Below are 14,510 nucleotides of genomic sequence, written 5' to 3'. Positions count from 1 at the left end.
AGGCGCGGTGTCACCTATGTTTTCCGGGCGACACCGGCTCGAGAGCAACTTCGATGTCCTGGTGCTTCTGCTGCTTCTTTCCGAAACGGCCGAGAAAACTAGGCTTCTTCACGACGTCAGATGACGTGTAGTAGTAGCCGTATTTGTACGCACCACCACGTGTCGGGACGTCAGTCAGTACGACGCCAACCAACTCTGCGTTCACTGCCTCGAGCTGGTTGATAGCAGCAGCGACGTCAGGCACGCGCGACTGATTCGCCCTAGCCACCAACAACACGCCATCAGCCCATTGCGCCAGCACTGCGGCGTCGGTCACCGGAAGTAACGGCGGCGAATCGATGATCACGTAGTCGAACATCGCCGACAACTCCTGGATACCCTGGCCGGCCTTCTTGGAACCAAGTAGTTCAGCCGGATTCGGCGGTTGAGGACCCGATGCCAGAATCTGCAAGCCGTCGACCCCGCTCGGCTGCAGCACATCTGCGATTGACACGTCACCCTTCAGGAAGTTGGTGAAGCCAATATCTCCCATACCACCCGTGCGGTGGTAAACCTGCGGGCGGCGGAGGTCAGCATCAACCAGAACGACGCTTTTGCCTGTTTCTGCCAAAGCCGCTGCGAGGTTCATCGCCGTCGTTGTCTTACCTTCGGCAGCCAACGCACTTGTCACCACGAGGCGGCGTGACGGGTTATCAACGCTCGTAAACGAGAGGTTGGTCCGCAGCTTTCGATACGCTTCTGCGGCAAGCGTCGCACCCACACTGAAGTCAATCAGTCCCTGCTTCTTAAGAAGATCGTCCGATGGGACAGCGGCCAGGACAGGCGCAGCAGTAATCTCGCCGATCGCTTCCTCACCCTCGACTCTATTGTTGAGGCGGTCACGGCCGAAAACTGTGGCGACCCCCAGAAGTAAGCCCACCATCAATGCCAGAGCAGTATTCCGTTTCGTCCGAGGAGAAATTGGGGTATCACTAATCCCCGCAGGAGTGACGACAGTCAGCTTCGCAAGGGGTGCCCGCCCGCCAGCAGGAGTCTCCAGACGCTCCACGTAGGTGGTCATCGACTCCGCGACCGCATTGGCTAGATTCGCGGCGGTCTCTTTGTTGGTGTTCTCCGCGGATATATTCAGGAGCACGGTGTCGGGTGTGGTCGTCGCGGATATTGCTGCTTTGGCATCTCCCAACGACATCGGCACCCCGCCTGGGCCGACCACAGCCCCGACAACACCATCCGAATCCGCCAGCTTCACGTACGACATCACCCGCTGCTGAGAAGCCAGTGAACCTTGGTACGCAGTCTGAGCATCGGCTTCATTACCTGATGTGACATAAAGCGTCGCCGTCGATTTATAGACGGGATTCTGCAAAACGCTGTAGATCAGGCCCGCAGCGCCACATACCAACGTCACGACCAGTATCAAGATCCACCCGCGTCGGACGACACCCACAGCAGAACGCAGCGAGTCCCTTCCGCGCTCTTGCAGGCCTTGCGATGGTTCGTTCATCAAGCAGATCTCCTGGTTCCACGCACACTGTTAGTGTTTCTGTGCCGTCTAGTTCAAACACCGACGAAAATTGCTGGTTATGTGGCAACGCGCTGCACCACCCGATATTCTCACGGCGTCAAGGTTCTGCCATCGAAGGAGCCTCACCCACCAGCATGCCCCGTTTTCTCGATTATGCACTACCCGTTCGGCGTCCGCTGATCGAGGCATTGCAATATTTGATGACCTAAGTTCGTAGTACTTCGAGATTGTTGCGATACCAACTGACGGTGTCTGCAAGTCCCTCCACCAGCGATATCCGAGGGTTCCACCCACTCCCGAGCAACGTGCTGATATCGATCAACTTGCGCGGGGTCCCGTCAGGCTTAGTTGTATCCCAGCGGGTTTCACCAGCAAAGCCGACTACATCGGCAACTGTCGCCGCGATTTCCTTGATCGTCTGATCCACCCCGGTACCGACGTTCACCTGCTGTGGACCGTCAAAGTGCTCGAGCAGATGCAAGCAGGCGGAAGCCATATCATCCACATGCAGGAACTCTCTTTTCGGGGTACCTGAACCCCAATTGGTAACGACATCGTCGCCGCGCTGCTTGGCTTCGTCGTATCTACGAATCATCGCAGGAAGGACGTGTGAGCCGGTAGTCGAGAAGTTGTCACCCGGTCCATAAAGGTTGGTGGGCATCGCCGAAATCCAAGGCAGACCATATTGACGTCGCACGGCCTGTACCTGAAGGATGCCCGCAATCTTTGCAATTGCGTAGGCATCATTAGTTGGCTCAAGGACGCCGGTCAGAAGCGCGTCCTCTCGAATCGGCTGGGGTGCAAACTTCGGATAAATACAAGTCGAACCGAGGAACAGGAGTCGATCGACCCGCTGCATCAGTGCCGCATCTAAGACGTTGACCTGTATCTGCAGGTTCTCGGAAAGGAAATCGACCGGGTACGTACTGTTTGCATAGATACCCCCGACCTTCGCCGCAGCCAAAATTACAACTTCCGGCCGCTCTCGCTCGAAGAATTCGAAGACCGCGCCGCGATTCTTGAGATCGAGCTCGCTGCTGGTCTTTCCCACTAGGTTCCCGAAACCCTCGTCGGTGAACTTCCGCCATAGCGCAGATCCGACGAGTCCGCGATGACCTGCGATGAAAACCTTTGCCTCCCGGTCCAGCGGGGAGGGCGCGAAATCATCGCTCATTCTCAATCTCCTTCCAAGAGGCGACAGCCGGAGTGTCAATCCACGGCTTGCCCTCACACTCAAGTGCCCTGATGTCCGCGTCAACCATGATCCGGGCCAATTCAGGTGTGTGCACAGTCGCCTTCCACCCCAATTTCGATTCAGCCTTGCTGGCGTCACCGACCAGAGCATCTACCTCCGTGGGGCGTAGATAGCGTTCGTCAAAGCGCACGTGGTCTTGCCAATCAAGACCCACATGTTCAAATGCGGTCTGCAGGAAATCTCTAACTGTGTAGTTGCCACCGGTTGCCAATACATAGTCGTCCGGCTCGTCGGACTGGAGCATCCGCCACATGCCTTCGACGTACTCAGGCGCATAACCCCAGTCGCGGACAGCATCCAGGTTTCCCATATAGACGTGCTGCTCCATACCCGCCTTGATTCGCGCTACCGCACGGGTGATCTTTCGCGTCACGAAAGTCTCTCCGCGACGTGGCGATTCGTGGTTGAACAAGATGCCATTGACTGCGAACAGGCCATAAGCCTCGCGATAGTTGCGTGTCACCCAGTACGAGTAGACCTTCGCCGCACCGTATGGCGAGCGCGGGTAGAACAAGGTGTCCTCGTTCTGCGGGGGCGGGGACGCTCCGAACATTTCAGAGCTGGACGCCTGATAATACCGGCATTTCACACCGGCGACACGGACAGCCTCGAGCAGTCGTATCGACCCAATTCCCGTCGTATCTCCGGTGTGCTCGGGCTCGTCAAAGCTCACACGAACATGGGATTGTGCTGCCAGATTGTAAACCTCATCTGGATCAATTTTAGAGAGAAGCGTCACCAACCGTGCACCATCGCTGAGGTCTCCATAGTGGAGAAACAGCCTTGCATCGGGCTCATGTGGATCGACGTACAGATGGTCGATTCGAGCGGTGTTGAAGGACGACGAACGCCGGACCAGGCCGTGTACGACGTACCCCTTCGCGAGGAGTAGCTCAGCAAGGTAGGACCCATCCTGCCCCGTGATACCAGTAATCAATGCGATCTTGCCGTTTGTCATGATGTCGCCGTTCTGTCTATATGGAACAATTCTATGAGCGCGCTTTTCGAACCGATTTGTCGCGCAGTATCAAGTGCAAATAAGTGAGTACGTCTACGGAGAAGCCCCCAACAGGATATTTGAAAGCTTCGATTCCAAGTCATCCATCCGCAAACTGGCATGTAAATATCCGGCGCGTATCCTCTCCGATTCCTCGCTGTCAATGACCAGGCCGGTTGTTCTATTGCTCGAGTCGATGCGCTGGGGCGCCAGCAAATGGTCCAACGCATCGGGGATCTTTGTGACTCCATCCCGGTGGAAGATCACAGGGATGGCACCAAAGCGCGCAGCCAGTATCAGTACGTGCAGACGATCACTGACCACCACCGCTGCACGTGAGTAGGTTTCCTTGACGAGAATTTCTTGCTGGCAATGTGGCAACTCGTTTGACCACTCAATGCAAGGGACGCCATTGAGAGCAGCGAGGCGCTGGTTTTGAACGGAATCCTCTCGGACCTGCACAGCGAAGACCTGGTTTAGACCCGCGGCGCGAGCAGACTCGAGCAGACCATCGAGAACACTCTGGTCTTCCGGGCAGATCCGGTCATGACGAAGCGACAGAACCATCAGATCTCTATCTCGAGGGTCAGCGCCGGTTCTAGCGTCCAACTTCTTAGCGTCACCAGCACGGAAGGCGTAGTCAGGAAAGAGAAGCGCTCGCTCTCCCACGATCCGCGCGGTTCGCGTATCGCGTGCTACATACAGGTTAGAGACAGTCGCAAGCGCACGTTCAACGGGCAATCCGTAGGCCTTCACGACATCCACCGAACGACCGAGCGTAAGCACCGTCCCACCAGAAGCCCGCACCGCCCCTAGCAATAGAACCAAAAGCACGTGCTTGAGCGTCGTAAGAACAGAGGCGCCTACCCCTATTGGCCCTGGCGCCATCACGACCACCGGCCGACGACGCCTCACAGCATCCGACAATAACGAACGTACGAATGCGACCGGCGAGGCCGTCAGAGTATCTGCACTCTCGAATCCGAAGGCCTCTACAAAACCGTTACTCATCGACCCTCTAAACAGCACTGGTTGGAGGCCCAACTCACGCAACTGGTCAAGAACCGCGCGCCTAATAAATATGTCCCCGATATTTCCTTCCGCAGCGGAAATACTCATGAAGAAACGTCTCATTTTGTCCCGCCTCTAATTGTTTGCCGTGCCGCCAGCACAAGTATTAGAAATTGGATCACATAGCTGATGGTCAGGCCCCAACCTGCCCCAGCTGCCCCAGCGTATGGAACCAACAGAGCCACCAAAGCTAGACACAGTGCGGTCGATGTCAGAGACACGTTGGAAACAAACCTCGCGCGGCCTACCGCCTGCAGTACTGCATTGAGCTGAGATGAGACCGCCGCGAAGACGAGCCCCACACACACAATCTGAATCACAGGGATGGCGCCGTCGTAGCTGCCGCCGAGGACTACTGGCAGCAACAACGGCACTACCAGTGCAACCGCGAGAAAACCCAATGCACTTAGCGCGCTAATCAACACAGTAGCCCGGAGGACGCCCCGATACATTCCGTCCTTCGCCGATCGCACAGCCGCTGGCATCAAGACCGAAGCGAATGACGTCGGCACAATCCGAAGCGGACTCGTAAGTCTACTAGCGGCAGCGTAATATCCTGTAGCGGAACTCGCACCAGCCCCGGTTGCAACAAGCGAGACCACAAAGACGTCCAGATTTCTGGCCTGGGTTGCCATCGAGTTTATCCAGAAGTAGTTAACTTCGGCAGCCAACTCCCTCAGCCTCATCTTCGACCTCTCGCCGGACACTCGAGACCTGCTGCTTCTCATAACCAACAACAATGCCAAGAATGATCCCACTGCCAACCCCACCGAATAGCAGAGCGATGCGTTTCCGTTTAGAGCCAGCCCCGCGATAAGCACAACCGCAGATACTGAACGCCGATAGACGAGCGACATCGCGTTTTCCCAGGCCCTGCCGTCCGCCAACGGCAGTGCGAGATATACCTCGACAAGGTTATCGGCAATCACCCACAGAACCAGCGGTAAGAGATACCATTCACATTGTAATAACACCGCTGTTGCACAGATGACCACCGAGGCTGCGGATCCGAAGTAGAAACTGGCCGATCGGCTCATCGCCAGCACCCGCAAGATATCTGGATCCCGATCGCCCTGAGCTCTCACGCGCACCAACCAAGGAGTCAAACCGAAGTTCAGGACCGCCTGCATGACCACAGCGAGCCCATACCAGACAGCAAAGATGCCAAACTCTGACGGACCGACGTTTCGAGCCAGCAGCGCTAAGCTGACCGCTTGCAGGAGGGCACCAACGAGTCTGCCGCCGGCAATGTAGCCCGCTTGACCCGCGATGCCGCGAGTTTCCAAGTTCGCCATCAACTTCCTCAGTCATAATCCATTGAGGTGCTCGGAGAAGCCACCGCGGGTCGTACCATTGAATTGTCGTCGCTGCGACCGTCACATCTCCCGAGCACCACAATTGGCGACCGTGCCGAAGAATAGTTCTTTCGTGGTCGGACACCGGATAGCGATCGAGACCTCAGAACTCCGACCACACAAGGCGATAACGCAGAGACGGCGAACATTAGCTTTCCCTACCGTCCCGCGTGACAGGAAATCTCACCAGATTTGACGCTGCCACATTGCCGACCACCAAGGCACATGCGCCAACAACGGCATTCCTACCAACGGTCACTCCACGAAGGACAGTAGCCCGCGCAGCGATCCACGCGCCGTCTTCAATTACGATAGGCGCGTTGTCGAACTCGAAGCTTGATGAACGGCGATCATGGCTACCGGTGCAAAGGAGAACGTCCTGAGAAATACAACAGTTTGACCCGATGCGAACGGGTTCCAGATTCAAAATCCATACACCTTCGCCGATCCATGAATTGTCGCCAATCGTGAGCTTCCAGGGCCAATGAATCCTCACATCGTGCCTGATCAACACGCCGCTACCGATGTCTGCACCGAACTTTCGGAGAATCCAAACGCGCGCGATCCCGGGGACCCACCAACAACGAAAAATGCTACGCACAAACATCCAAGCAATTTGAATCGAGCGTCCTCGGCCTTTCTCGTATCCACGACCGGTGAACTTGTTGAGTGAAATATCCGGTGTAGTCATTCTTTTATGCGCTTTCCAGATAGAATTGGTTCAGCGATTCGGAAGCCAGCTCCTGACATAGAGTCGCGAACTGTCCGATAGCGGCGTCCTCGGTCAGGAAACTCTTCACGTAGTTCAGGCCATTCTTCGCGTACTCTTCCGAAAGTCCGTCCACACTTCTCAGTGTTGCAATCGCAGCCAAGATCTGATCCGGACAGGCGGGGTCAACGCGCAATCCCGCACCAGCTTGAGCCAGTTCTTGCGCTGTTCCACTCACCGGATGGGTTGCCGCTATGACCGGTCTCCCAGACGCAAAGTACGAAGTCAACTTACTCGGCACTGCCATTCCAACGACCGTGGCCGCCTCATTTACAAGAAGCACGTCAGCGGAGCGAAGGAGTGCGGGAAAATTAGAGTTATCAACCGCCTCAAGAAATTTGATATTCGAAACCCCGTGGGACGCTAATTCCAGAGAAGCCCTCTGGTTCCCATCTCCCAGTAGGACGAAAAGCACATCCGCCGAGTCTTTCGATCGGGCAGCAAGCTTTGCCGCCTCGATCACATTTTCGAGACCTTGCTTACGTCCCATATTTCCTGCGTGCAGAACAATCATGGATTTTTCAGGAAGACCATACTTGCTCCGAGTGTCGGACACACTGCCCTCTGTTGAACCGACAGGGATATGGGTCCAGTTTTTTATGATCGAGACTTTCGATTCGTCAATTCCATAGTTTTCAACAATGTGCCGGCGGAATGAGGCATGTATGGCAACAATATGGTCGGCATTTCGGAGGACCCAACCCTCCAACATGTCGATCGCGTTCACAAGCCACCCTCGACTTACCTGTCCAGTCTCAACTGCACCTAGGCCGTAGAAATCCTGTACCCACACGGTAACTTTTCCTGAACGCCGCAGAACCTTCTTTTGCAGGAGAACGGCTGCCGCACTAAGCAATGTCGGGCTGACACAAATAGTGTGCACATCGCTTGGAGACTTACTGCGGTGAGTCAGTACGCGAAGCGCAAATATTAGCTCCATTAGGAATCTGCGAGTGGTCGTCGGCCGTTTCGGAACATAGTGCCTGAGCCTGTGAACATCAGGACTGCCCTTTTCGCCCGTCTCGCAAATAGATATTCCCCGATACTCCTCATCAATACGCCACGCAGGATAGTGCGGGAAACCCGTCGTTACTTCAACATCGAGACCCCGAGCAGATAGGCCTGATGCGAGACCCTTCATGTACGGTGCAATTCCGGTCGACTCAGGCGCATAATTGATGCCCACGAGCTTCAAATCTGTCATTTGCCGCTCCCCCGAACACCCAGGCTATCGTTCGTCGCCAATTTCTCTCGTGTTGCTAACATCGATAAATGCCGATCCCGATCATCGTCATTATCGAACCGCCGCCCCACCACGCGGGCCGGTACACCGACAACAATCGAAAACTCCGGCACATCACTTATGACCACTGCGCCGGCCCCGACAACAGATCCAGTACCGATCGATACTCCGCTGAGTACTGTCGCCGAAGCACCTATCCAGACGTCGTCCCCGATCGAGACTGCGTCGCCTGGGCGTTGTGCGCGGTCGCCAGCCCACGTCGACAACAGCATCGGCGTGCCTACCTCATCGATTGCGTGATCGTCACGGCCTACGACGTGCACGTTCATGCCGATCATTACGTAGTTCCCCATTCGGCCGTCGACCTGTATGACCGATCGGGGTCCCACACTTACGTTGTCGCCGAATACCAGCCGGTGAGGTGCGCTGATTATCGCCGAGCGCCCCGCTCGAAAGTTCCTTCCGGTCTCCACATTCTGTCCGATAGCCATCCTATTGAGAATCCCTGCCGTAGCAGAACGCACACCGCTAGGCAGTCGCGACCTCGACTTAGCCATTCTTCTGATCACCCTCCATCGGCCAGCCATCGCCGCCGTATTCAATTGCATCCGCCCTAAGCGCCCCGATGATTCCAGCCGCCATGATTTCGGCAGAGTAATATGATGCGGTCGCGCGCGAAATTTGCTCCGGGTCTTCGGCACTGTCACTGTATTGCGCGCTAAAATCACTCATTGCCTGTGCGAGCCCCTGCGGCGAAGTCGGCGCGTAGCCCCGCATGTATCCGAGCTTCTTAAGTTCTATCTCTGGGGCGTGCGGTGCGTCTTCTGCGTAAACCATAGGCACACCAAAACCGAGGCTTTGTGTCGCGCTAAGACCCACATAGCCCGGCGAGAGCGAAAAGGCCGCACGTGCGTAGATACGCTGCAGGTCCTGCGAATCATTCACCTGTCCGTAGACGTCGACGTGGTCGATAATTCCGGAATCAGCAGCCTGTTTCAAGATCGTGTCACGCAATCCGCCGTCGCCCACTATTCCCAGCCGCACACCCTTGTTCCACAGCCCAGAGGCATAGAACGCTGGCACCAAGTGCTCAACGTTTTTCGAAGCCTCAAGTCTCCCGACATACAGAATGGTGTCGCGTACTTCTGACGGCCGAGCCGGGCGCATTTGTTCACGCTTGTATATCGCATTAGCAGCGACCCACACCGGCTGGTTAGGTATTTCGCTGCGAGCGGCGGGGACGCTGTCGTAGCCATAGAGAATAGCGCCGTTCGCGAACCTGCGCATGGCGTTGCGGATCACTGCGGACTTCGATTGCGCGCCGCTTCTCGGGTGAAGGTGGCCCCAGACTACAACTCGCCTTCGAGTCACACGCCTCAACACGAGGACTGCCCATGCAGATAGGCTTCGGGGGTTAAGGTCGACTACGACGCAGCCCTTTGCGCGGACGACTGCGATTGGCACTCGCTGCACAAGTAGTTTTCCGCGCAATAAGGATCGTCGAGGAACTTTGATGTACTGTTCTACGCTGATCCCGGTTCGGACAGTCTCGTCCAGTCCGAAGGCTGAGGCGTATATCTGCATGTCATCGCCAAGTCGACTTTCGAGAATATCCGTGCACTCCTGCCGATACCAAGGTACGACTGCGAGATACAAGGCATAGCGAGGAGTCTCCATACCGCGCATTCACCTTCCCCTTGGAAGCTGAACTCGCGTTCGACCCCACCAACAGTCAAACTGCGGTTCGTGAAGTCGACTCATTTCGCGTTGCTCGCTCGCCCCAGGCCTCGGTATGACCAGCCACCGTCACGCCAAACGCGTTCGTCAAGACAGTTTCGCCCGTCAATAACGTTCTTCGCGCGAACTAGGTTGTTGAGGTCCGCGGGTTTCAGGCTTCTGAACTCATTCCATTCGGTCAGGACCAGCAAGACGTCAGCGCCTTCACACGCGTCCCGAATCGATTCGGCATAACTAAGAGTCGGAAACAGTCTTCGCGAGTTTTCCATTGCTTTCGGGTCGTAGACGCGTACGTCTGCTCCTTGAAGGTGGATCTGTCCCGCAATATTCAAGGCAGGAGAGTCACGAACGTCATCGGATTCTGGCTTGAATGCGGCTCCCAGCACAGCCACCCGCGAGCCAAGGAACCCTCCACATGTCTCGCGCGCCAATTCCACCATCTGAGTTCGGCGCCGCATGTTAATATTGTCGACCTCACGGAGAAAAGTCAGTGCTTGGTCGGCGCCCAGTTCGCCGGCTCGTGCCATAAACGCTCTGATGTCCTTGGGCAGGCAGCCACCTCCGAACCCGATCCCGGCATTAAGGAACTTTCGCCCGATACGATCGTCATAACCGATCGCGTCCGCGAGTTCAGTAACGTCGCCGTCCGCAGCCTCGCAAACCTCAGCAATTGCATTGATAAATGAGATTTTGGTTGCCAGAAAGGCATTCGCTGACGCTTTCACCAGTTCAGCTGTGGCGAGATTCGTGAGCACGAACGGAACTCCCCCGGCGATCGCGTCTGCGTAGATTTCGCGGGCCAGTGTTTCGCCCCTACTGTCACGTGACTTGTCGATACCTACTACCAATCGATCCGGCCTCAGTGTGTCTTCAACAGCGTGGCCCTCGCGAAGAAATTCCGGGTTCCACGCGACCTCGATATCGACGCCATCTGGCGCAATCTGACGCGCGCGCCGAGCTAGTCGCTCTGCGGTTCCAACTGGGACAGTGGACTTGCCGAAAATGACTGTGTCTCGCGTTATAAGTCGGCTCAGACTGTCGATCACGCTGTCCACATACTTCAAATCTGCAGCGTATTCGCCTCGCTTCTGCGGCGTGCCGACTGCTAGGAAGTGAACGTCTGCAAAGTCAACGGCTTCCTCGTAGGAGTCTGTGAAACTCAGCCTTCCGGCGTCGATGTTTCGTTTCAGTACATCTTCAAGGCCGGGCTCATAGAAGGGGACCTCACCGGCCTGCAGCTTTGCCAGTTTCGATGGATCCACGTCTACGCCTAGGACTTCGTGGCCCAGTTCAGCCATGCAAGCGGCGTGGGTTGCGCCTAGGTAACCCGTGCCAAGAACAGTAATACGCATTGTTTGCCTACCTCGCTATTTGGTCATTTGAGTCACGCATTCCGAGCTGCGACTCGATCCAGCTAATCGACCCGCGAACAGCATTTTCGATATCGATTGCCACTCGGTTGAACACATCACTAGACCGTCCAATTGGGTCCTCGATGTCTAGCTGGGAATCCATCAGATCGGCCCGCGCGCTTGGGTGGCCCGTGCCTAAAGGACCGACACCAACATCCACTGAAATCTCACGGAGTGTCAGTATGCGCCGCCACCTTGCAGGCGCAAGCTGCCGAGCAAGAGCGCGATGCTCTCTCGTCATACCAAGGACCAAATCGAATTCCTGGGCAATCTTCGGAGTCAGGAGTTGACTCACAAAGCCTTCTCCATCGATCGCGCGCTCGTTCAGGACGCGCACACTTTCAGGGTGCATGGGCTTCCCGTTCAACGCCCTCGTGCCGGCGCTTGAGACGGCCAGATTCAGACTCCGTTGCGCAGCGATAGTCTCCAGCATCCGTTGCGCGACTGGCGATCTACAGATATTTCCGGTGCAGACGAACAGTACCTTCAATGGGTCAGTACGCACCATCGCTCCGCACTACAGCTTTCAGCGTGCGCCAGAGGATCATCGCGTCCTGCATGATCGACCAGTTCTCCACGTACGAAAGATCCAATCGAACGGACTCGTCCCAGTCTAGGTCTGACCGTCCAGAAACCTGCCAGAGTCCAGTGATACCCGGCCGAACGAGCATTCGCCGCGATACGAGACCGCTGTACTGCTCCACCTCACCACGAAGCGGCGGACGAGGTCCAACCAAGCTCATCGAGCCGCCCAGAACGTTGAATAGCTGAGGAAGCTCATCGAAACTAAAGCGGCGGAGAAACTTCCCGACTGGCGTGATCCGGGGGTCGTCCCGCATTTTGAATAGGACACCCGCGCCCTCATTTAACTGCGCAAGCGCAAGCTTCTGAGTGTCAGCGCCATTGACCATGGTGCGGAATTTCCACATCTGAAAAGGAGCATTGTTTAGGCCGATACGTTCCGCGCGGTAAAAGATGGGACCCAGCGAGGTAGCTTTCACGGCAATCGCACACCCGATCATTACCGGCGTCGCCAGAAGGAGGATCGCTCCAGCACCGAACCGGTCAAACGCCGCTTTGAAGAACTTGTTTGCACCCTCATAGCGCGGCTTATCGATATGGAGGAGAGGTAGACCCGCGACCGGTCTGACCATCATGCGAGGGCCAGCCACATCCGCGACACCGGGCGCGACGAGCATGTCGACGTGCATTCCTTCGAGGTCCCACGAAAGTTCACGCATCACTGAATGACCCAACGTTTCGGCGCAGGTGACCGCCACCGCGGTTGCCCCAGATCTGGCGACTCCGTCCCTCGCTTCACTGCAATCACCGAACACGGCCATGTCTCGATCACCGATAGTCACAGCGTCACGATGCCTCGCGGGATGGCCTGGCGGAACACAGAGTCCGACTACTTCAAGGCCAAGTCCGGGATTCCTGTCCAGGTGCGTGATCAATGGCCCCGCCGAGGTCGGACTGCCGACAACCAATACACGATTCAGGTTCCGACGATGCCGACGATGCCGAGCGAGATTCCATCGCCAAGACCATCGCGCCAAGAGGAGGCCCAACGTACCTGCAGGGAGCGCGATTGCGAGCATTCCCCGTGCCACGTCCCATTTGAAGAGCAAGTCAACGATCGCCAAGAGGCCAAACACGGCCAAGGAGGCACGGAAGATTCGGCTGTACTCCTCGGGGCCTGAACCCACGATGCGTTTGTCAGTACTCTGAACCACGCGGAGGGCAACGATCCATGCCAGCGCTATTCCGGCCGACACGATAACTGCAGGGGTGTTGAACCTACCTACAGGATCAACAATTGATGGAAATCCGAAACGGATTTGTTGGGCGCCGAAGACCGCAACCGTAACGATCAGTGCATCTAAATTCTGAACGCGTCGAACGTAGGCGTCTGCCCACGTCTTCATCCGAGGGCGGACTGCGAGCGGTGGCATCGGAGGCGTAATGCGCAGCTCTGCGCTCACCATCCTCGTGCTGCGTGTCATGCTCAACCTCCCCGACGCCCCTGGCGCCAACCTCGACAACGCGAGGAGTCATCGCCAGCGTTCCGCCAGACGAAACGTCGACTTAAAGCGAATTAGTTGTACCCAACTGGCATTGTCAAATCTCCGACGTCAATGTCGAATGAGTAGAGAGTACCGCCTCCGAAATCGACTCGCGACCTCAGTACTCCAAATCACAATCAACAGGATCGAAACCCATCCACAAAGAAGATAATGTGGTGATACACGTCACAATTGGTGCTCGGCAGCGACTTCGCGTCATCGCTTTCCTGAAATAGACGCAATGTCTCGATATTCAGCCGCATACTCTAAACCCATTGGGCTGCAACGTGACTAGGCTCGAGCCAAGACCTGGCCGCAGGCCAAGAGGGGCTAGCACTACAGAGTGTTCTCTGGGTGTTATCCGCGCGTTAACAAAGGAATACGCGCAGTGATTTCGCACTACGATTTCGCATCTAGCACACGACCGTACCGAAGCAAGACGCAATTTTCATAGCTTTTCGGCTCACAACGAAATGACGGCATTCTAACGCGCACATCAATTCCCCCAGGACCAGATCCCACCCTTTCCGCGGAGCGCCCAGGCACCGACAGGGCAGCACGGTCTCCGCCACCAACGAACACAGGCATGATCTTCACGATCATTCTGCCGCCTACTGTAACCCGGTTCGCGCACCTAAGAAACCCTTGCTCCAAAGCGGGCCATAGCGCTGTGTCACGTAGGTGCCTGGAAGCACGTCTTCCGCAACTGGGCGAGGGCGACGGGATCGCATCAAGGCTGCAAGACAGAACATGCACGCCCACTGCTTTTAGCGGGTCACTTGTTGCGTACCGAGAGTGGCGACAACAACTCGGCGACAGTCAATCCGCCGCCCCCCCCCCCGACGCGGGTGTGATGTTCCTCACTATCATTTGAACGTGGGCTTCAGACCCTTGGGTACTGACTTAGCCGCACTGGGGCTCGGTCACCTGGCCGGGGTGATCAATCGGAAGTGTTGCGAGCCACCTGTTCTCGCCGCCAATACGAAGTCGAGCAGCAGTGGCTCCGGCCGATGACAAATAAGACGGTGCGCAACTATCCTGGCCAGTAGTTGTCCGGCATGGAAATGAGAGGGGTGAGAA

General features: G+C 56.4%; 12 protein-coding genes. All 12 read right to left on the bottom strand.

The window, feature by feature from the left end; all coding sequences use genetic code 11:
- Window positions 1–10: 10 nt before the first annotated feature.
- The 12 genes from AC56PL_RS01845 to AC56PL_RS01790 all read right to left on the bottom strand — a co-directional run bounded on the left by AC56PL_RS01845 (window position 11) and on the right by AC56PL_RS01790 (window position 13,292).
- A complete protein-coding gene (locus AC56PL_RS01845) occupies window positions 11–1,504 on the bottom strand; it encodes a tyrosine-protein kinase domain-containing protein (RefSeq protein ID WP_497152849.1) in 1,494 nt (497 codons plus the stop codon).
- A 226-nt stretch (window positions 1,505–1,730) separates the two neighbouring features.
- Complete coding sequence (locus AC56PL_RS01840) at window positions 1,731–2,699, bottom strand: GDP-L-fucose synthase family protein (protein ID WP_497152848.1); 969 nt, start codon at window positions 2,697–2,699, stop codon at window positions 1,731–1,733.
- Window positions 2,689–3,738: a GDP-mannose 4,6-dehydratase gene (gene gmd, locus AC56PL_RS01835; protein WP_497152847.1), complete on the bottom strand. Its 1,050-nt coding sequence runs from the start codon at window positions 3,736–3,738 to the stop codon at window positions 2,689–2,691. The genes AC56PL_RS01840 and gmd overlap by 11 nt, the downstream gene beginning before the upstream one ends.
- A gap of 93 nt (window positions 3,739–3,831) precedes the next feature.
- On the bottom strand, window positions 3,832–4,896 hold the full coding sequence (locus tag AC56PL_RS01830) for a polysaccharide pyruvyl transferase family protein (RefSeq protein WP_497152846.1): 1,065 nt from the start codon (window positions 4,894–4,896) through the stop codon (window positions 3,832–3,834).
- A gap of 11 nt (window positions 4,897–4,907) precedes the next feature.
- Complete coding sequence (locus AC56PL_RS01825; RefSeq protein WP_497152845.1) at window positions 4,908–6,143, bottom strand: lipopolysaccharide biosynthesis protein; 1,236 nt, start codon at window positions 6,141–6,143, stop codon at window positions 4,908–4,910.
- Between the two features lie 208 nt (window positions 6,144–6,351).
- Window positions 6,352–6,810: a DapH/DapD/GlmU-related protein gene (locus tag AC56PL_RS01820; protein ID WP_497153546.1), complete on the bottom strand. Its 459-nt coding sequence runs from the start codon at window positions 6,808–6,810 to the stop codon at window positions 6,352–6,354.
- Between the two features lie 88 nt (window positions 6,811–6,898).
- Window positions 6,899–8,176 carry a glycosyltransferase gene (locus AC56PL_RS01815; RefSeq protein ID WP_497152844.1) on the bottom strand — a complete coding sequence of 426 codons (1,278 nt, stop codon included), beginning with the start codon at window positions 8,174–8,176 and terminating at the stop codon, window positions 6,899–6,901.
- Window positions 8,173–8,553: a DapH/DapD/GlmU-related protein gene (locus tag AC56PL_RS01810; RefSeq protein ID WP_497152843.1), complete on the bottom strand. Its 381-nt coding sequence runs from the start codon at window positions 8,551–8,553 to the stop codon at window positions 8,173–8,175. Before AC56PL_RS01810 ends, AC56PL_RS01815 begins: the two co-directional genes overlap by 4 nt.
- A 211-nt stretch (window positions 8,554–8,764) precedes the next feature.
- Window positions 8,765–9,517: a glycosyltransferase gene (locus AC56PL_RS01805; protein ID WP_497152842.1), complete on the bottom strand. Its 753-nt coding sequence runs from the start codon at window positions 9,515–9,517 to the stop codon at window positions 8,765–8,767.
- Between the two features lie 455 nt (window positions 9,518–9,972).
- Window positions 9,973–11,304 (bottom strand): UDP-glucose dehydrogenase family protein, encoded by a 1,332-nt coding sequence (locus AC56PL_RS01800; protein ID WP_497152841.1) that lies wholly within the window; start codon window positions 11,302–11,304, stop codon window positions 9,973–9,975.
- A gap of 7 nt (window positions 11,305–11,311) precedes the next feature.
- Entirely contained in the window at window positions 11,312–11,872 is a 561-nt protein-coding gene (locus tag AC56PL_RS01795) for an arsenate reductase/protein-tyrosine-phosphatase family protein (RefSeq protein ID WP_497152840.1), read from the bottom strand.
- Complete coding sequence (locus AC56PL_RS01790) at window positions 11,859–13,292, bottom strand: sugar transferase (protein WP_497152839.1); 1,434 nt, start codon at window positions 13,290–13,292, stop codon at window positions 11,859–11,861. The genes AC56PL_RS01795 and AC56PL_RS01790 overlap by 14 nt, the downstream gene beginning before the upstream one ends.
- Window positions 13,293–14,510: the final 1,218 nt, after the last annotated feature.

This window comes from Williamsia sp. Y721, from assembly GCF_059683565.1.
Note: the sequence above shows the minus strand (reverse complement) of the source record. Positions and strands in the feature narration are given on the sequence as shown.